This is a genomic window from Paucibacter sp. Y2R2-4, assembly GCF_025717535.1.
Classification (GTDB): domain Bacteria; phylum Pseudomonadota; class Gammaproteobacteria; order Burkholderiales; family Burkholderiaceae_C; genus Paucibacter_A.
In genome coordinates this window covers 1,174,128-1,191,512 of sequence record NZ_JAJIRO010000001.1, presented here as the reverse complement: position 1 = coordinate 1,191,512, position 17,385 = coordinate 1,174,128, and the positions used below count along the sequence as shown (strand labels likewise).

The following is a 17,385-nucleotide window of genomic DNA, read 5'->3' as shown; positions in this document are numbered from 1 at the left end:
CCTCCCCCCAGTGCTGGGAGGGAGGCTTGTCTTTTTCGCAAGTTTCAAGGTGAGAACAAGCCAGCGCAACCTCACTCTCTATGGAAGCTGTCATGGGCAATAAAGTTCAATCGGCAGGATCGGCACCCAGTGTGGTCCTGGCCATGTTTTTCATCGGGATGATGTTCTTCATCCTCGGTTTCGTGACCTGGCTCAACGGAGCCTTGATTCCTTTTCTGAAGATCGTCTGCGACCTGAATAACTTCCAGGCTCTGTGGGTGACCTTCGCCTTCTACATTGCCTACACCATCATGGCCCTGCCTTCGGCGGCGGTCTTGAGTCGCACCGGTTACAAGAAGGGCATGGCGCTGGGCTTGGGTGTTATGGCTGTGGGGGCTTTGCTTTTCATCCCCGCCGCCAAGAGCAGCCAGTACGGCTTGTTCTTGCTGGCCTTGTTCACCCTGGCCACCGGCATGACCTTGATGCAAACCGCCATCAACCCCTACATCGTGTGCATTGGCTCTCGCGAGAGCGCTGCCATGCGCATCAGTATCATGGGCCTGTTCAACAAGGGCGCGGGCATTGTGGTGCCCTTGGTGTTTTCGGCCTTGATGTTGTCCGGCATCGACCAGTTCTCCGACTCTGCGCTGGCCGCTATGGACGAGGTGGGTCGTGCTGCCGCGCGCTCGGAGCTGGCTTCCCGTTTGATCTTCCCCTATCTGGCCATGGCCGCTGGGCTGCTGGTCTTCATGCTCATCATCTTGTTCTCCTCGCTGCCGGAGCTGGCACTTGAGGAAGAAGCCAAGGCGGATGCGGCAGGCGGTCGTGGCGTTTTGCAGTTCCCGCAACTGGTCCTGGGCGCATTGGCTTTGTTTGCCTATGTGGGGGTCGAGGTGATCGCCGGTGACACCATCGGTCTGTACGGCCGCAATCTCGGAGTCCAGAACTTTGCGGTGCTGACCTCCTACACCATGGGCTTTATGGTGCTGGGCTATCTGGTGGGTGTGGTGGCGATTCCGAAGTTCCTCTCGCAAAAGGGCGCACTGATCCTGTCGGCTGTCAGTGGCATTCTGTTCTCCCTGGGAGTCATCACCGGCTCCTCTGGCGATAGCGGAATCTCTCAGGCCTTGCTAGACTGGCTGGGCGTTCCCGCCGTGCCGAATACGGTGATGTTCCTGGCCTTGCTGGGCTTTGCCAACGCGCTGGTCTGGCCGGCCATTTGGCCGCTGGCTTTGGAGGGCCTGGGTAAATTCACCGCAGCCGGGTCAGCTTTGCTGATCATGGCCATCGCTGGTGGCGCCTTGCTGCCCATGGTTTACGGCAGCTTGTCCGATGCCAGCAACTCCCAGCATGCCTACTGGATCATGCTGCCCTGCTATGCCTTGATCCTGTACTACGCCTTGCATGGCCACAAGCTGCGCAGCTGGGGCAGTTCGGCCAAGACCTTGAAGCAGGCCTGAGTCTTCAAAGTCACTCTTGAATGAGCAGGGCGCCGCATCATGCGGCGCCCTTTCTTAGTGCTGGGCCAGCAGCTGCAAATACTGCCGGTGCCCGTAGAACTGCTGAGCCATTTGTTCTAGAGAGCGCCGAGCAGGCTCTTTGCCAAGGGGCGCTGGGCTTGCTTTGCTGGCTTGCAGCCGAGCCGGGAAGCGTCCCATGCCGGCCAAGAGGCAGTACCAGGAGGGGCGGATGTACATCAAATCATCGCCATGCCGGGTCAGCTCGGATTCGAAGTCACCGCCGCGGTCCCAAACCTCCAGAATGCTGGCCAATCGGTCCGAGATCTTGCGATTGGCGCGGTTCTCGCGCCAGTAGTCGCTGTCTTCGCGGGTATTAAGTTGGTAATGGGTGACGACATAGTCGCGAACCCCCTCAAACATCTGATTGATGCGCCGGTTGAAGGGCGCTTGCCGTTGGCGGCTGAACTGCCCTTGCTCCATCTCGGCGATGAATAGCTCCACAGAGAACTGAATCAGCATCAGGGCGGTGGCTTCGAGCGGCTCGATAAAACCTTGCGATAGGCCGATGGCCAGGCAGTTATTGCGCCAGTGTTGCGCCACCCGGCCGACACGCATTTGCAGGCGGCGCGCCGTCTGGCCTTCGGCTGCTGGCCCGAGGAATGCGCGCAGCTCCCGTTCAGCCTCCTCATCGCTGACAAAGCTGGAGGCATAGACATAGCCATTGCCAAAGCGGTGGCTCAAGGGAATCTGCCAGGCCCAGCCATGCTTGAGTGCACTGGAAACGGTTTCCGAGGGAATGTCCTCGTCCTCAGGCAAAGCTGTGGGAATCGCGATGGCTCGGTCGTTGAAGAGGTTGTCGGCAAAAGACAAAAAGGGCTCGCCCAAGGTCTCATTGATCAGCAGGCCGCGAAAGCCACTGCAGTCAATGAACAAGTCGCCGTCCAGCACCGTGCCATCGGCCAGCTGCAGGGATTGAATGTCGCCGTTCTCCAGCTGCCGTACCTGGTTCACGGTGCCAATCAAATGACTGACGCCGAGTTTGAGCGCATGTTTGCGCAGGAACTGGCCCAGCAGCCCGGCGTCAAAATGGTAGGCGTAGTCGGTCGCCTGGCTGGGTTTGCCGTCCTTGCGCGGGAGGTAATGCGGCGCACGACGCTGCCGAGCCAACTCGGCGGCGATGAAGAAATCTTGCGGATTGGCATCGACCTCGCTGCCGCGGCGACGCAAGCAGGCATTGGTGAAAAACTCGCTGCCAATCGCCAGATCCGCCTGGTTGAAAAAGGGGTGAACATAGGACTCATAGCCCTGCACCTCCGACCAATTGGGGAAGCGAATCCCGCATTTGTAGCTGGCATTGCAGGCCGGCATCCATTCGGCCTCGCTGATGTTCAGCCGGGCGAAGAACTGGCGCAGATAAGGGGTGGAGCCCTCGCCGACGCCGATGATGCCGATGTCACTGGACTCCAGCAGGGTGATGCGCGCACCGCGCGGGCCCCATTGATGGGCCAGCATATTGGCGGCCATCCAGCCGGCGCTGCCGCCGCCTACGATGACGATGTGTTGCAGAGGAATGGGATTCACGAGACTGGGCTGATTGAGGGCTGCTTCAATGGCTTAGCTGGCACGGCTGGGCAGAGCCAGGCGCACCTCGAAGCCGCCTTGCGGATGGTTGCGAAAGCGCAGGCTGCCGCCATGGTCAGCCACGATGTCACGCACGATGGACAGGCCTAGCCCCAAGCCTTCGGCGCGCAGCTTGGCGCCATGGGCCAAGCGGGTGTAGGGCTGGCCCAGCTTGGCCAGCGCGCTTTCTGGCACGCCCGGGCCGTGGTCGCGCACTGTCAGCAAGACCTGACCCTCTTCCGGGCTGCCGGGCTCGCCCTCGTCCATCAGCAGCTCGGCCTTGGGCACATCATTGCCGGCGCCATAGAACATGGCGTTGTCCAGCAGATTGCCCAGCGCGCGCTTCAGGGCCAGTGGCTTGCCAAACACTGTCAGCGGCTTCTCTCTCAGCTCGATGTGCTGGCCGGCCATACGGGCGTCGCGCACCATTTTTTGCAGCACCAGGTCGATGCGCACCGGCACGCGGTTCTCGTGGATGTCGGTGTCTTTGACGATTTGCAGAGCGGTCTTGACCATCATGTCGAGCTCGTCCAGATCCTCATGGAACTCGTCTTGTACGGCCAGGTCGTCAAGCAATTCGCTGCGCAGGCGCAGCCGGGTGATGGGGGTGCGCAGATCGTGCGAGATGGAGGCAAACAGGCGCTCCCGGTCGCTCAAATAGCGCCGGATGCGCTCTTGCATTTCATTGAAAGCCTGGATGGCGCGGCGCACCTCAGACGTGCCGGTCACGCGCAGCGGCTTGGGCGTGGACTTGTGGCCCATGCGCGCCGCAGCGCGGCTCAGGCCCAGCAGGGGCCGCGTCAAGGCGCGCGCCGTGGTCAGGGTCATCAGCAAGGCCAGGCCCAGGGTCAGCAGCTGCGGCGCCATGCGCTGCCAGGTGAAGAACTCCAGTTGTTCCAAAAAATAGGGGTCGGGCATGGCGCTGCTGAGGTAGAGCCAGTGCCCCGGCTCGGTCTCGGCCTGGATGACCAGGAAGGGCGCGGGCCTGTCGGGCGACAGCAGCGAGGGGTCGACCCAGCTGTCGGGCAGATCGGCCAGTAGCGCGCCGTTGGGGGACACCATCAAGTCAAGCGGCGAGGCCAGAGTCACGCTGAGTTTGGCGTTAGCGGGCAGCTGCTGACGCAGCTTGTCTTGCACCTGCGTTTCCAGCTGTCGGGCCAGCGCCTGGCTGGGCAAGGGGCGGGTGGGCACTTCAGCATTGTTGAAAAAGACCAGGAAGCGGGTGCCGCCCATGGTGCGCAGCTGCTGCAGCACCAGCTGCCGCTCGGGCGGCGGTAGCTCGCGCACTGCGCGCAAGACGCCCAAAGCGCTGCTAGCCACATGGTGGGCCGCCATTTCGGTCTGACGGCTGGTGCGCTGCTCGATCTGCTTGTACCAAAGCAGATTGATCAAGAGCTGCAGCAAGACCATGCCGCCCAACATGGCCAGCACAAAGCGGCCCTGCAGGCTGTCAAACAAAAAGGCGGTAAAGCGCTGCGACCAGCCGCGGCCCACTCGGGTACCTTGGACACTCATGGCTCCGGAGCGGCCAGGCGCGAAACCTTCCTCAGCCATCAGAGCGTGTGCCCGGCGCTGACCGTGGTGGCAAACACATAACCCGAACCGCGCACGGTCTTGATCAAGGCCGGCTGCTTGCCGTCATCTTGCAGGCGCTGGCGCAGGCGGCTGACCTGCACATCCAAGGAGCGGTCAAGGGGGCCCAGGTCGCGTCCGCGGGTGACTTCGGCCAGGCGGCTGCGGTCCAAGACCTCGCCGGGGTGTTCGACCAAGAGTTTGAGCAGCTGGAAGTCCATGCCCGAGAGCGCGGACACGGCGCCATCGGGGTCGATCAGGCTGCGTTCCAGCACGTCCAGGCAAAAGCCATTGAAGCGGAAGTAGCGCGGTGTGTGGCTGCGGTCTTGGCCCGACCGGCGGTGGATGGCCTTGATGCGGGCCAGCAGTTCGCGCGGATTGAAGGGCTTGCCGATGTAGTCATCAGCGCCCAATTCAAGACCGACGATGCGGTCGGTTTCTTCGGCGCTGGCGGTCAGCATGATGACGGGCACATCGGAGCGCCGACGCACCGATTGGCACAAGGCGAAGCCTTCGGTGTCCGGCAGCATGACGTCCAAAATACACAGACTGATCTCATCCCGAAAGCGCTCAAACTCCGCCAGAAAGCTGGCGCCGTCGTGGGCCAGGCGGACTTCGTACTGATTCTTTTCCAGATAGGTCTTCAGCAGCGTGCGGATCTTCTGGTCGTCATCAACAAGCAAGATGGTGCGGGTCATGCCAGGGCTTTCATGGGGCGGCTTTCACAGCAGACTTCGGACCCAGGGCGCGCAAAAGGCCCTGCAGTTTGCGCTGCGCGGCGGCCGGTGTTTGATTGGGGTCCAAGGCGAAGCGATGGACGGTTTCGATGACGGCGTTCTTGCCGACTTCTTCAAAGGCCATGCGGTGCACCAGGCTGGGCACGCGCGGGGTGTTGGGGTTGGCAAACAATTTGAAGGACTGCTGGGCGCAAGGGTCCAATTCGTCCACCGGCACATCGCGGCGCACCGGCACCGAACCCTTGATGCGGTTGTAGCCCAGCTGCAGCGCGGCGCTGCCTAGCAGCTCGGCCATTTTTTCTTGTTCAGCTTGTGAGCTCAGATTGCCCGCCAGCATGGCCAGCGTATCGATGCTGTACAGGTGCGCTTGGGCGGTGCCGGGCACGGCCTTGCATTCGAAATCGCGCCCGCCTTCCAGGCCCAGGGTGCCGAGCTCGCCGCGGGCCCAGTCGCCAGTGATCAACATGGCTGCCCGGCCGGCGGCAAAGTCGGCGACCAACTCGGTCCAGGGGCGCTCTCGCGGTGTGCCGCTTTGTGCGGCGCTGGCAGGCCCCGTGGCCATATTGCGCCAGTCGCGCAGGCGTTTGAAGGTGCGCTCCAGCGCCGGGTCGTCAAAGGCTTGCAACTCGCGCTGCACCATCATTCGTCGATACAGCGCAGGCCCGGCCTCGCCCAGCAGCAGGGTTTCAAACACGGTAGCGACCTGCCAAGGCTCGTCGCTGAAGGCCACTGGCGTGACGCCGGCCGCCCGCAAGGCCACGGCTGCGCGCTCCAAGCCGGCCCAGTCGCTGGGCAACTCGATCTTGTGCTGCTTGAAAACCGCTTTGTTCAGGTAGAGATTGTTGATGCGGTGGATGCCCAGCGGCGCGGCCACCACATGGTCTCTGACGGTCAACTGCGCCATCACTTGAGGGAACATGGTGCGCGACCAATTGCGGCGCTGCGCCACATTGTCCAAGTCCAGCAGCAGACCCATATCGGCCCATTCGCTCATGGACTGGCCATTCAACTGCGCCACCTTGGGTGCCATGCGGCGCAAAGTACGCTCGTTCAAAACCTTGATGGCCGCGCCACCACCGCCGCCAGCCACCGCGCCGTCCACCCAGCGTAGACCAATCTCCGCCATGCGCGCCGCCACATGGTCGGCCGCGGCGCGCTCGCTGCTGGAGGTCCACCAATGCAGCACATTGAGCTCATTGCTGCCGTCGGCGCTCACCACAGGCGGCGCCGCACGTCCGGGCGTGGTCAAGGCCGCAGCAAGCGGAAGCAGGGCGAGCGCACACATGCGCTGAATCTTGCCTTGCGATTGAGCTCTGCAAATCAATGAACTGTTGGACTTCGGTGATGTTGTGTAAGTCACGGATGGAGGCGCTAGCGCTGTTGTGACAATTCTGGGAGGCCAAACTCCGCTTGGCGATTGGGGGTTTCGCTGGGCAAGCGGGCTTGAAAGCGCCCTGGCGCCTGTTCTCCCTGGGGCGGGAGCTCGGCAAGCCATGTAAGAAAAGGTAACACGAGGCCTTTGCGCCACAGAATCGCGATGCCTAGTGGCATTTCTCAGTCATTCCGCGCAAAGGCCGAAGAAGACTTGGCTCCGTCCAATCAGCGGGCTTTGCGCGTTAGTTTTTTGCGGCCGCGCAGTCCAGCTGGACATGCAGGGCTGGCCTTGGCTTGTGTTACACGGCGGGTACATCTATGGTTCGACTGCTGCAAACCCCATGTGGGACAAGCTTTGGCCGCTCGTTTGGGCATCAAGGCGGTGGTTTCAAAGGGTTTGGGCACCAATGAAAGCTAAAAGGCGCTCTGAGTGCCGATGCGAAGCGAACCCTGAAGGCTCTTGGGCTCGCTCTTGTTTTGAAATTCCTCGTTCCCTGCAAGTTGACTCAAACACCAATGCGGGTCGGCTTGCAGGCTTTTCTTTTCGGGGACTGTGCTTGCATAGTCGGTGCTGGCTGAAAACGGCTGCGCAATTCATCTGCGATGCGATGAATTGCGCCGTTATTGGCCCTGGCGATGCTCGTCGCCAAGCAAGGCTTGATACTTTGAATGCCGAGTTCGTGCCGCTGAGGGCACGAACTCACTTGCGGGCGTGGCGGGTCGCTGAGCTTCAGCTGACCAATTCAGTGTCCAGGGCGTCGTTGTCGAGAGCCGCGATTTCCGCATACTGCACGGCATTCAGCTGGTGGCGGTAGGCCAGATAAGCGTGGCGAGCCAGGGACTCGATGTCGCCTTCGTCGTCAGCAGCGGCCGCCGCGAGGTGGTGCTCGGCGGCAGCGCTGAAATGCTGCGCCGCGATGCGGTGTAGGTCGCCAATGGACTCGCTGTCTTCGTCCAAAAACTCATTGTCGATCTCGTTTTCAGCGGGGGTGTCCAGCGTCTGATGATCGTTGCTCATGGCCTGTGCTTCCTGAAGATGAGGTGACTGCACGGCGATATGCCGCAAGCGCAGCATTGCCGACTTGCGTGAAGCCTTGGTGACATCGTCAGAACAACGAAAGTGGCACTCCCGAGCCACTTGCGCTTGAGCGCACTTGGTTTAGCGCTTGGCTGGAGTCAATGCCGCAAGCAAGCGCAAGATCAGCATGGCCAGCAGCAGACCGGCCACGATGCCACAACTGTCGGCAAACAGATCGGCCCATTCGCCGCTGCGGCCGGGTACATGCAATTGCAGCAATTCGATTGCGCCCCCAAAGACCAACAAGGCAGCCGGCACGCCCACATATCGTTGCAAGTGCGTACCCCAGCCCCAGTGGCCGCAGAAGGCCAAAGCCGCAAAGGCCAGCAGGTGGTTGGCCTTGTCCCAGCCGGTGTCCATGCCCTTGGGCGGGTGAGGAGTCAGTGCGAGATAGCTCACGATACAGAGCAGGGCCAGCAAGAGCAGTCGTCCCATGGTTTGTGCCTGGCTGCTGTTGAGTCGTGCTGCGAGTGTTGATGTCTTGTTGTGAATCACGAGAGCGGAAGAAGTTTGATAGAGCTTGAATGCGTTTGAAAATGGCCCGCAACGAGTGCGGACTCTTCAAAGAAGAACTAGGGGTGCTGTGCCTGCGGGGCTTTCCGCCTTGTGGGTGGGGTGTCGCGAAAAGAGCAGGGTGCGAACGCCGCACCCCAATTTCGAACCATTGCGCGAAGCACTGTGCGAGACACTGTGAGAATCACAGTGCAAGACACCGCCAGGCAAAAAGCCCAAGCGTGGCAGTGCCCGCGTTGCCGAGAAATTACTGCCAATGCACCTGGCCAGTGCCGGTGTCGTACACCGCGCCGACGATCTTGATTTGGCCGGCCGCTTCCATTTCCTTCAGGATAGGACTGGTGTTGCGAATCTTCTCGACGGTGAGTTTGACGTTCATTTCGGTCACGTCTTTCACAAAGCTGTAGTTCTTGGAATTGCGCTCGCCCGGTGTCGAACTGGCTTCGACGGCAGGTTTCAGCTTAGCCAGCAGGCCGGTCAGATTGCCCATCTGGACATCGTCGCAAGCCCCCTTGATGGCGCCGCAATTGGTATGACCCAGTACGATGATGGCGCGCGAGCCGGCGACTTTGGCGGCGTATTCCAGGCTGCCGACCATGTCTTCATTGACGGTGGCGCCCGCCACGCGGGTGGTGAAGATGTCGCCAACGCCGGTGTCGAAAACCTGCTCGGGCGCTGAGCGTGAGTCGATGCAGGCCACCACGCTGGCAAAGGGGAACTGGCCCAGCGCGGTCTGGCGCACATGGCGCTTGTGGTCGTACTTCAGTGAGCGGCCGGTGGCGAAGCGCTGGTTGCCAGCCTGCAGGATTTTGATCGCTTGTTCCGGCGTGATGGAAGCTTGCACGGACTTGCTCAGCGTCACCCCAGGTGTGTAGGGCTTCGGCGTCACCGGACCGCCGTGATCGTCGGAGGCTTGGGCGGAGCCGAGGCCGAGGGCAATGATCAGAGCAAACGACTTCGAAATTACGGTCATCGGGGTCTCCTGGTTGATGTGCACGAGGGGCGCGGCGGCCCGCGCCTAGTGTCTGATAGTGAGGCTCGGCCGGCAAGCCAAAAGGCCTCAAAGAAGGGCTAACGCAAGCGTCAATCAGACCGTGCTGAACTTCGGAGTCATCGGCAGTTCGAGTGCTGCATGCTGAGACGGAGCACGCAGAGACGAGGCCTGACTGCTGGGTCACAGGACTGCGACATGATCCCCAGAAACAACAAAGCCAACCCTTGAGGGGTTGGCTTTGATATTTTTTGGTGCCGGAGAGATGAATCGAACACCCGACCTTCTCATTACGAATGAGCTGCTCTACCGACTGAGCTACACCGGCGACAAGCGCAAAATTATAGCGGAACTTACTGGGCCGCTTCGAGGTGGTAGGCGGTCACGCGCTCAACTTCGTTCTTGGAACCCAAGACCACTGAGACTCGCTCATGCAGCTGTGTGGGCTGCAAGTCCATGATGCGTTGCTTGGCATTGGTGGCGGCGCCGCCGGCTTGTTCAACCAGGAAGGCCATGGGGTTTGCTTCGTACATCAGGCGCAGCTTGCCGGCTTTGTTGGGCTCGCGTTTGTCCCAGGGGTACATGAAGACGCCGCCACGGGTCAGGATGCGGTGCACATCGGCCACCATGGAGGCGATCCAGCGCATATTGAAGTCTTTGCCGCGCGGGCCGGTGCTGCCGGCCAGGCACTCTTCGACATAACGCTGCATCGGTGCGTCCCAGTGGCGCATATTGGACATATTGATGGCGAACTCTTTGGTGTCCTCGGGGATCTTGACTTCGTCCGAGGTCAGCACAAAGGAGCCTTGTTCGCGGTCCAGTGTGAACATGGCCACGCCCTGGCCGAAGGTCAGCACCAGCGTGGTCTGCGGGCCGTAGACGCAGTAGCCGGCGGCGGCTTGTGCCGAGCCCGGTTGGAGGAAGTCTTCTTCCGACACGCCCTTGCTGCCCTCGGCCTTCTTGAGCACCGAGAAGATGGTGCCAATCGACACGTTGACGTCGATATTGGATGAGCCATCCAGCGGATCGAACATCAGCAGGTACTCACCCTGGGGGAAACGGTTCGGCACCAAGTAGATGCCTTCCATTTCTTCGGACGCCATGGCCGCCAGATGGCCGCCCCATTCATTCGCCTCGATCAAGACCTCGTTGGCGATGATGTCCAGCTTCTTCTGCACCTCGCCTTGCACGTTCTCGCTGCCGGCCGAGCCCAGCACTTCGCCGAGCGCGCCTTTGTTGACGCTGATGGCGATGCGCTTGCAGGCGCGCGCCACCACTTCAATCAAGAGGCGCAGCTCTTGCGGAATCGCGCCGTGCTGGCGCTGCTGTTCGATCAGATACTGGGTCAGGCTGATACGTCGTGTCATGGTGGTGAAGCTCGAAGTTAGAAAACTGGGGCGCCGGTCCGCCTGAATGCCTTAAGCGGTGACGGACGCCAGCGCGCGGCTGATGACCTCACGCACGTCATTGGACAGGTCCGACTTGGCGGCCACGCGGCGGATCGCTTCCAGCGCGGCGCTGCGATAAGGCTCGGCCAAGGTGGTCCAGCGGTCCATCACGCGAGCCAGGCGGCTGGCGACTTGCGGGTTGATCGCGTCCAGCGCCAGCACCTGCTCGGCCCAGAACACATAACCTGCGGCATCAGCACGGTGGAAGGCGGCCGGGTTGAACATGCACAGCGAGAAGATCAGGCTGCGCGCGCGGTTGGGGTTCTTCAGCGTGAAGTCGGCGTGCTGGGTCAGCGCCTTGACGCGGGCAAAGGACTTGCCGTCTTGCTCGGGCGTGCGGCCCTGCAGGGCAAACCACTTGTCCACCACCAGCGCGTCCTGCTTGAATAGCTCGTAGAAGCGTTCCAGCGCGGCCTCGGCCAGCTCGGCGTGATTGTTGACCAAGGCACTCAAGGCGCCCAGGCGATCGGTCATATTGCCGGCGTCCTTGAAGCGCTGGTAGGCGCGGCCCGGCCAGACGGTGTCGCCTGCGCGCGGGGCGTCCATCACCAGCATGCTCAGGGCCAGATTGGCCAGCGAGCGCTTGCCCGAAGAAACCGGGTCGGGCGTGTAGCCACCCTTGACCTGATTGGCTTCAAAGGCGGCGATCCAGTCTTCGCGCAGCGCTTGCGCCAGTTGTTTCTGGGCTGCGTCCACCACCGCGTGGATGGCTTGTGGGTCGACCAGATCCAGCTGTTCGGCGATATAGCTTTCAGCCGGCAAGGTCAGGGCCAACTCCTTGAAGGCGGAATCCAGCTGCGGATGGCGCAGCACGGCGCGCATTGCGTCCAGATAGGCTTCGTCCAATTGCAGGGCGGTGCCGCTGCGCAGCGCCGCCAGAATGCGGTTCAGCGCCAGGCGTTGGCCGGCTTCCCAGCGGTTGAAGGCGTCGCTGTCGTACTTGAGCAGCACCAGCAGATCGGCGTCGCTCAGACCATCGTCCAGCACCACCGGGGCCGAGAAGCCGCGCAGCAAAGAGGGCACCGGGATGCTCGCCACGTTGATGAAGACAAAGCTCTGTTCGGCCTGGTCCAAGACCAACACGCGATCAGCACTGGCGGCTTCCGCTTCGCCTTGCAACTGCAAAGGCAAGGCCTGACCCTCGGCACTCAAGAGACCCATGGCCACCGGGATCACTTGCGGCAGCTTGTGGTCTTGGCCCGGCGTGGCGGGGGTGTGCTGGCTCAGCGTCAAGGTGTAGGTTTGAGCGGCGGCGTCATAGCTGCCGCGTGCCTGGACGCGGGGCGTGCCGGCTTGCGAGTACCAGCGCTTGAAGGCGTCCAGGCGCACCGTCAGCTGCGAGCCGGGGTTGGCATCGGCGATGGCGGCGGCGAAGTCGTCGCAGGTCACGGCCTGGCCGTCATGGCGCTCGAAGTAGAGCTTCATGCCCGCCTCAAAGCCGGCGCGGCCGACCAGGGTTTGGTACATGCGCACCACTTCCGAGCCCTTGTCGTAAATGGTCGAGGTGTAGAAGTTGTTGATCTCGACGTAGCTGTCCGGGCGCACTGGGTGGGCCATGGCGCCGGAGTCCTCGGGGAACTGCATGGCGCGCAGGCCGCGCACGTCTTGGATGCGGCAGACGGCGCGCGCGCTCGGCGTGGCGGCCATATCCATGCTGAACTCTTGGTCGCGGAAGACGGTCAGGCCTTCTTTCAGCGAGAGCTGGAACCAGTCGCGGCAGGTGACGCGGTTGCCGGTCCAGTTGTGGAAGTACTCATGCGCCACGATCGATTCGATGCGGCCAAAGTCGGCATCGGTGGCGGTGGCGGCGGAGGCCAGCAGGGCGCTGGTGTTGAAGATATTCAGGCCCTTGTTTTCCATCGCGCCCATATTGAAGTCGGACACGCCGACCACCATGAAGCGTTCCAGATCCAGCGGCAGGTTGAAGCGCGCTTCATCCCAGACCATGGAGGCGATCAGCGAGTTCATCGCGTGCTCGGTCTTTTCCAGGTCACCACGGCGCACATAGACCTGCAACAAATGGTCTTTGCCGGCGCGGGTGCGCACGCGCTGCTCGCGCGCCACCAGGTCGCCCGCCACCAAGGCGAACAAATAGCTCGGCTTGGGGAAGGGGTCATGCCATTTGGCGAAGTGCTTGCCGTTCTCGAGATCGCCCGACTCCAGCAAATTGCCATTGCTCAGCAGCACCGGATACTTGGCCTTGTCGGCGCGCAGCAGCACGGTGTAGACGGCCATCACATCGGGGCGGTCCAAGAAATAGGTGATGCGGCGGAAGCCTTCGGCCTCGCACTGGGTGAAGAAGCTGCCGCCCGAGGTGTAGAGGCCAGACAGCGTGGTGTTCTTCTCCGGTGCGCAGGTGTTGCGCAGCTCCAGCGCAAAGTCGGCGTCGGGCGCGTTGTCGATCACCAGCTCATTGCCGTCTTGGCGGAAAGACACGCTCTCGCCATTGATCAAGACGCGCAAGATGTTCAGCTCTTCGCCGTGCAAGCGCAGCGGGCCGTGCGCCACGGCGCTATTGCGCTCGAGCTGCATCTTGGCGGTGACCAGGGTCTTGGCCGGGTCCAGATCAAACGTCAGATCAACGGTGCGGATCCAAAAAGCGGGCGCGACATAGTCTTCGCGGCGAATCAGGGTGGCAGAGCCTTCACGCATGGCGGGCATCCTTGGGTGTCAATCAATGGGGAATGAAAGAAACCCCATGCCGAGGCACGGGGTCATGAGGGCGTCTTAGACGCCTTGTTTCAGGCTTTCGGTGATGAACGGGTCGAGATCGCCGTCCAAGACTTTCTGTGTGGCCGAGGTTTCGTAATTGGTGCGCAAGTCCTTGATGCGGCTCTGGTCCAGCACATAACTGCGAATCTGGTGGCCCCAGCCCACATCGGTCTTGGTGTCTTCCAGCTTTTGCTGTTCTTCCATGCGCTTGCGCATTTCATGGTCGTACAGGCGCGAGCGCAGACGCTTCCAGGCCACGTCGCGGTTGCTGTGTTGGCTGCGGCCGTCTTGGCACTGCACGACGATGCCGGTCGGGATGTGGGTCAGTCGCACCGCCGAGTCGGTCTTGTTGATGTGCTGACCGCCGGCGCCAGAGGCGCGGAAGGTGTCGGTGCGCACATCAGCCGGGTTGATGTCGATCTCGATCGAATCATCCACTTCCGGGTAGACGAACAGCGAGGCAAAGCTGGTGTGGCGGCCGCCCGAGCTGTCAAAGGGGCTCTTGCGCACCAGGCGGTGCACGCCGGTTTCGGTGCGCAGCAAGCCAAAGGCGTACTCGCCCTCGACCTTGATGGTGGCGCTCTTGATGCCGGCCACATCGCCCGGGGTTTCGTCTTCCAGCGTGGCCTTGAAGCCCTTGCGCTCGGCGTACTTCAGGTACTGGCGCAGCAGCATGCTGGCCCAGTCGCAGGCTTCGGTGCCGCCGGCGCCGGCCTGGATGTCCACAAAGCAGTTCAGCGGATCGGCCGGGTTGTTGAACATGCGGCGGAACTCCATCTGCTCGACGGTTTCCTGCAGCTTGGCGGCGTCGCCCTCGATGGCGACCAGGCCGTCGAAGTCTTCTTCGGCCTTGGACATCTCGTACAACTCGCTGTTGTCAGCCAGATTGCTTTCGAGATGGTTGATGGTCTCAACCACGTTTTCCAGGGTGCGCTTTTCTTTGCCCAGTTCCTGAGCCCGCTTGGGCTCGTTCCAAACGTTGGGGTTCTCGAGCGCGGCGTTGACTTCGTTCAGTCGCAGTGCTTTGCGGTCGTAGTCAAAGATACCCCCTTAGCGCGGCAGTCCGCGCTGTCAGATCGGCCAGGGTGGCGCCGATGGCGTTGATGTGTTCGATGTCCATGATTTGTCCTTGGCGGGCAGACCGGTCGGGCGGCGCAGAGTCGTAATGCGGGCTTCGGTCGCTCAGAGCCCGCTATTTTCACATGCGCGGCGCCCTCGGCAAGGCGGGGACATTTTGAGCGCCGCGCCTAGGGGAAGAGGAGGGGCTGAGCGGAGCCGCTTTTGCGGCACACTGGCGGCCATGTGGCTGCTTATCGCTTCCTCTTTGAAGATGCTGGTCGAGATTGCGCTGATGCTGGGCGTGGCCCAGGCTTTGCTGGCGTTGGTGCTTGGGCCGGCGCGCTCAAACAACCCGGTGTTTCAGCTTTTGCAGCGGCTGACTTTGCCCTTGCACCAGGCGGTGCGGCGCCTGCAGCCAGCTGCTGATGAGCGCCAGGTGCAACGCCGGCTCTTGCTGAGCTTGGCCCTGCTCTGGATCTTGGCTGCCGCCGCCAAGGTGAGTTTTTATCGCGATTGCGTGCGCCAGGGCCTGTGCGGCTGATCGGCAGAGTGGCTGGGCGCATCGAATGAAGCTGGAAGCCTGTCACTGATGCCCCAAGAGTTCGAGTCCATACCGAGCCAGGCCGAGGCCCGAGAGAACCGTGAGGCCCGCAGGCTGGCCCTGTATTGGCAGCGCAGCCGGCGTTTGAGCTTGGTTTTGCTGCTGGTGTGGGCCGTGGTGACCTTTGGCGGCACTTACTTCGCCCGCGACCTGAGCTTCAACTTCTTTGGCTGGCCTTTCAGCTTTTGGCTGGCTGGCCAAGGCGCTTTGCTGGTGTATTGCCTCATCGTGGCCTACCACGCCTATGCGATGCGGCGCTTGGATGAGGTGTCGCAGCCTGAAGAAAGCTGATCCGCCGGGAGGCCGGTTTCAGCTCACGATTCAGCTCAAAAAGGTTTCCAGCACCTCGGCCAGCGCCTGCGGCTGGTCGTGGTGCAGCATATGGCCGGCGTCGGCCAGCACCTGGCGTTCAATCTGCTTCACCACGCTCAGGCGCGCTTCAAAGTCGGCTCTGGGGTAACGGTCGCCCCACCAAGCGCTCAAGTCGGTGCAAGCGCCTTCCACCCACAAGAGCGGCGCTTGAATCCGTGCCCAGCCCGCCACGATCTCGTCTTTGCGGTAAAGGATGGGATTGCTGCGCTTGTGCACCGGGTCGCCCAAGATGTGCCAGCTGCCGTCCTCAGCGGGGCGTGCCCAATGGGCGGCCAGCCATGCGGCCTTGTCTGCGGGCAAGCGCGGGTTGGTCTTCATCAGGCGCGCCGCAACCGCTGCTTGGCTGGGGTAGCTTTTCAAGCTTTGCGGGGCTTTCAGCTGATCCAGCCATTCGAGCAGGCGCTCGGGCGCTTGCTCCGCTCGGGTTTCGGGCAGGCCAAAGCCTTCTAAATTGATCAGGCGGCGAATCCGCTGCGGGCGTAGCGCGGCATAAGTCATCACCACATTGCCGCCCATGCTGTGCCCCAAGAGGTCCACGGGCACCGAGGGGCTGATGAGGTTCAGCAAGGCATCCAGATCACCGAGGTAATCGGGGAACCAGTAGGCATCGGCGCCGCTGCTGTCGCTCAGACCAAAGCCGCGCCAATCGATGGCAAAAATCTGCCTTTGCGCACTGACCTGCAAGGCATCCACCATGAACTGGAAGGAGGCGCCCACGTCCATCCAGCCGTGCAGCAGCACCAGCGGCGGATTGCTCGCGGCTGCTGCAGCATCATGCGCATCCCAGCGCAGCAAGTGGTGGCGCAGGCCGCGCAATTGAATGAACTCGCTGCGATGAGGGCGCAGGACTTGATATGAAGCGGTGGGGTGGTCGGCAGGGGCGTTCATGCGCCGCACTGTAGCCGCGCGGCCCGGTTCAGCGCTGTCGGCTGGGCGACAGCGCTGAAGCCCTGAGTAAGGTGCAAGATCGACTGACATCTGGCGGACGTCTAAACCCGTGCAGAATGCCCGCCATGATTGCCTACACCACCCGAGCCGCAGAGCCGCGAGACATCCCCGCCATCGTCAAGCTGATTGAGGAGTTGGCCGCTTTTGAGAACCTCAGCCACACGCTGGCGCTGACGGCCGAGAAGCTTGGCCCTTTTCTCTTCGGCCCCAAGCCGGTGATCGAGGCCTTGGTGGGTGAGATTGACGGTGAGGTGGTCGGCTATGCGCTGTTCTTTACCAACTTCAGCAGCTTCCTGGCCAAGCCGGGCCTGTATCTGGAAGATCTGTTTGTGCGCCATGCGCACCGTCGTAGCGGCCTGGGCAAGGGCTTGTTGACGCGCTTGGCCGAGATCGCGGTGGAGCGCGACTACGGCCGCTTTGAGTGGACCGTGCTGGACTGGAACGAAGACGCGATCCGTTTCTACGAAAAACTCGGCGCCAGCGTTTTGCCCGAATGGCGCATCTGCCGCATCAGCGGCGAGGCGCTGGAGCGCTTCCGGCCCTGAGCTTGGCTCAGCTCAAAGAACGCTGAGTGCCAACTCCGGCGGCCGCGCTATCACGGCGCGATCCCCGTTGACGACGATGGGGCGTTGCAGCAGCCGCGGGTGTGCGGCCAGCGCGGCCAGCAGTTCGGCGTCGCTCAACTCTGGTGCGCCCAGGTTCAAGGCCTTGAACTCATCCTCATTGCTGCGCAGCATCTCGCGCACCGGCACCGCCAGTGTCTGATGCAAGGCTTGCAGTTGCGCGAGGCTGGGCGCTGTCTTCAGGTAGTCGATCACTTCGACGGCTAGCGTTTGCCCCTGCAGCAGTGCCAAGGCCTCGCGCGATTTGGAGCAACGGGGGTTGTGAAAGATTTGAATCGTCATGCTTTCAGTTTAGTGG

Annotated in this window: 16 protein-coding genes and 1 tRNA gene; 4 read left to right on the top strand and 13 right to left on the bottom strand. The window is 62.0% G+C overall.

Annotation, left to right across the window (positions count from 1 at the left end; genetic code table 11):
- The first annotated feature begins 92 nt into the window (after positions 1 to 92).
- Positions 93 to 1,439, top strand: coding sequence for a sugar MFS transporter (locus tag LNV06_RS05180; protein WP_263537145.1), 1,347 nt, complete (start codon positions 93 to 95; stop codon positions 1,437 to 1,439).
- 54 nt (positions 1,440 to 1,493) lie between these two features.
- Here LNV06_RS05180 and LNV06_RS05175 read toward each other — a convergent pair whose 3' ends face one another.
- The 11 genes from LNV06_RS05175 to prfB form a co-directional block, all read right to left on the bottom strand.
- Positions 1,494 to 3,020: a tryptophan halogenase family protein gene (locus LNV06_RS05175; RefSeq protein ID WP_263537144.1), complete on the bottom strand. Its 1,527-nt coding sequence runs from the start codon at positions 3,018 to 3,020 to the stop codon at positions 1,494 to 1,496.
- 33 nt (positions 3,021 to 3,053) lie between these two features.
- On the bottom strand, positions 3,054 to 4,574 hold the full coding sequence (locus LNV06_RS05170) for an ATP-binding protein (protein ID WP_263537143.1): 1,521 nt from the start codon (positions 4,572 to 4,574) through the stop codon (positions 3,054 to 3,056).
- A gap of 38 nt (positions 4,575 to 4,612) precedes the next feature.
- Positions 4,613 to 5,329 (bottom strand): response regulator, encoded by a 717-nt coding sequence (locus tag LNV06_RS05165; protein ID WP_263537142.1) that lies wholly within the window; start codon positions 5,327 to 5,329, stop codon positions 4,613 to 4,615.
- Between the two features lie 10 nt (positions 5,330 to 5,339).
- Entirely contained in the window at positions 5,340 to 6,653 is a 1,314-nt protein-coding gene (locus tag LNV06_RS05160; RefSeq protein ID WP_263537141.1) for an ABC transporter substrate-binding protein, read from the bottom strand.
- A gap of 819 nt (positions 6,654 to 7,472) precedes the next feature.
- A complete protein-coding gene (locus tag LNV06_RS05155) occupies positions 7,473 to 7,760 on the bottom strand; it encodes a hypothetical protein (RefSeq protein ID WP_263537140.1) in 288 nt (95 codons plus the stop codon).
- A gap of 141 nt (positions 7,761 to 7,901) precedes the next feature.
- The gene (locus LNV06_RS05150; RefSeq protein WP_263537139.1) at positions 7,902 to 8,255 is read right to left on the bottom strand and encodes a VanZ family protein; all 354 of its coding nucleotides are present in this window, start codon (positions 8,253 to 8,255) and stop codon (positions 7,902 to 7,904) included.
- A gap of 325 nt (positions 8,256 to 8,580) precedes the next feature.
- A complete protein-coding gene (locus LNV06_RS05145) occupies positions 8,581 to 9,306 on the bottom strand; it encodes a carbonic anhydrase family protein (protein WP_263537138.1) in 726 nt (241 codons plus the stop codon).
- A 270-nt stretch (positions 9,307 to 9,576) separates the two neighbouring features.
- Positions 9,577 to 9,652, bottom strand: a tRNA-Thr gene (locus LNV06_RS05140).
- Between the two features lie 25 nt (positions 9,653 to 9,677).
- Positions 9,678 to 10,691, bottom strand: a complete 1,014-nt coding sequence (locus LNV06_RS05135) for a class 1 fructose-bisphosphatase (protein ID WP_263537137.1) — start codon at positions 10,689 to 10,691, stop codon at positions 9,678 to 9,680.
- A 51-nt stretch (positions 10,692 to 10,742) separates the two neighbouring features.
- The gene (pepN, locus tag LNV06_RS05130) at positions 10,743 to 13,424 is read right to left on the bottom strand and encodes an aminopeptidase N (protein ID WP_263537136.1); all 2,682 of its coding nucleotides are present in this window, start codon (positions 13,422 to 13,424) and stop codon (positions 10,743 to 10,745) included.
- A 75-nt stretch (positions 13,425 to 13,499) separates the two neighbouring features.
- Positions 13,500 to 14,604, bottom strand: a protein-coding gene (gene prfB, locus LNV06_RS05125) for a peptide chain release factor 2 (protein WP_263537135.1) whose coding sequence is annotated in 2 segments (ribosomal slippage) — positions 13,500 to 14,522 and positions 14,524 to 14,604 — 1,104 coding nt in all. Because the reading frame shifts where the segments join, the coding sequence is not laid out codon by codon here.
- Positions 14,605 to 14,784: 180 nt separating this feature from the next.
- On the opposite strand from prfB, the gene LNV06_RS05120 reads away from it, so the two are divergent.
- Positions 14,785 to 15,084 (top strand): hypothetical protein, encoded by a 300-nt coding sequence (locus LNV06_RS05120; RefSeq protein WP_263537134.1) that lies wholly within the window; start codon positions 14,785 to 14,787, stop codon positions 15,082 to 15,084.
- Between the two features lie 48 nt (positions 15,085 to 15,132).
- Positions 15,133 to 15,435 (top strand): DUF4212 domain-containing protein, encoded by a 303-nt coding sequence (locus LNV06_RS05115; protein ID WP_263537133.1) that lies wholly within the window; start codon positions 15,133 to 15,135, stop codon positions 15,433 to 15,435.
- A 30-nt stretch (positions 15,436 to 15,465) separates the two neighbouring features.
- Here the strand turns inward: LNV06_RS05115 and LNV06_RS05110 are convergent, their stop codons facing one another.
- Positions 15,466 to 16,404 carry an alpha/beta fold hydrolase gene (locus LNV06_RS05110; RefSeq protein ID WP_263537132.1) on the bottom strand — a complete coding sequence of 313 codons (939 nt, stop codon included), beginning with the start codon at positions 16,402 to 16,404 and terminating at the stop codon, positions 15,466 to 15,468.
- A gap of 116 nt (positions 16,405 to 16,520) precedes the next feature.
- Between LNV06_RS05110 and LNV06_RS05105 the strand changes: the two genes are divergently transcribed.
- Entirely contained in the window at positions 16,521 to 17,009 is a 489-nt protein-coding gene (locus LNV06_RS05105; RefSeq protein WP_263537131.1) for a GNAT family N-acetyltransferase, read from the top strand.
- Between the two features lie 12 nt (positions 17,010 to 17,021).
- On the opposite strand, the gene arsC is transcribed toward LNV06_RS05105, so the two are convergent.
- Positions 17,022 to 17,369, bottom strand: coding sequence for an arsenate reductase (glutaredoxin) (gene arsC, locus LNV06_RS05100; protein WP_263537130.1), 348 nt, complete (start codon positions 17,367 to 17,369; stop codon positions 17,022 to 17,024).
- Between the last annotated feature and the right edge of the window lie 16 nt (positions 17,370 to 17,385).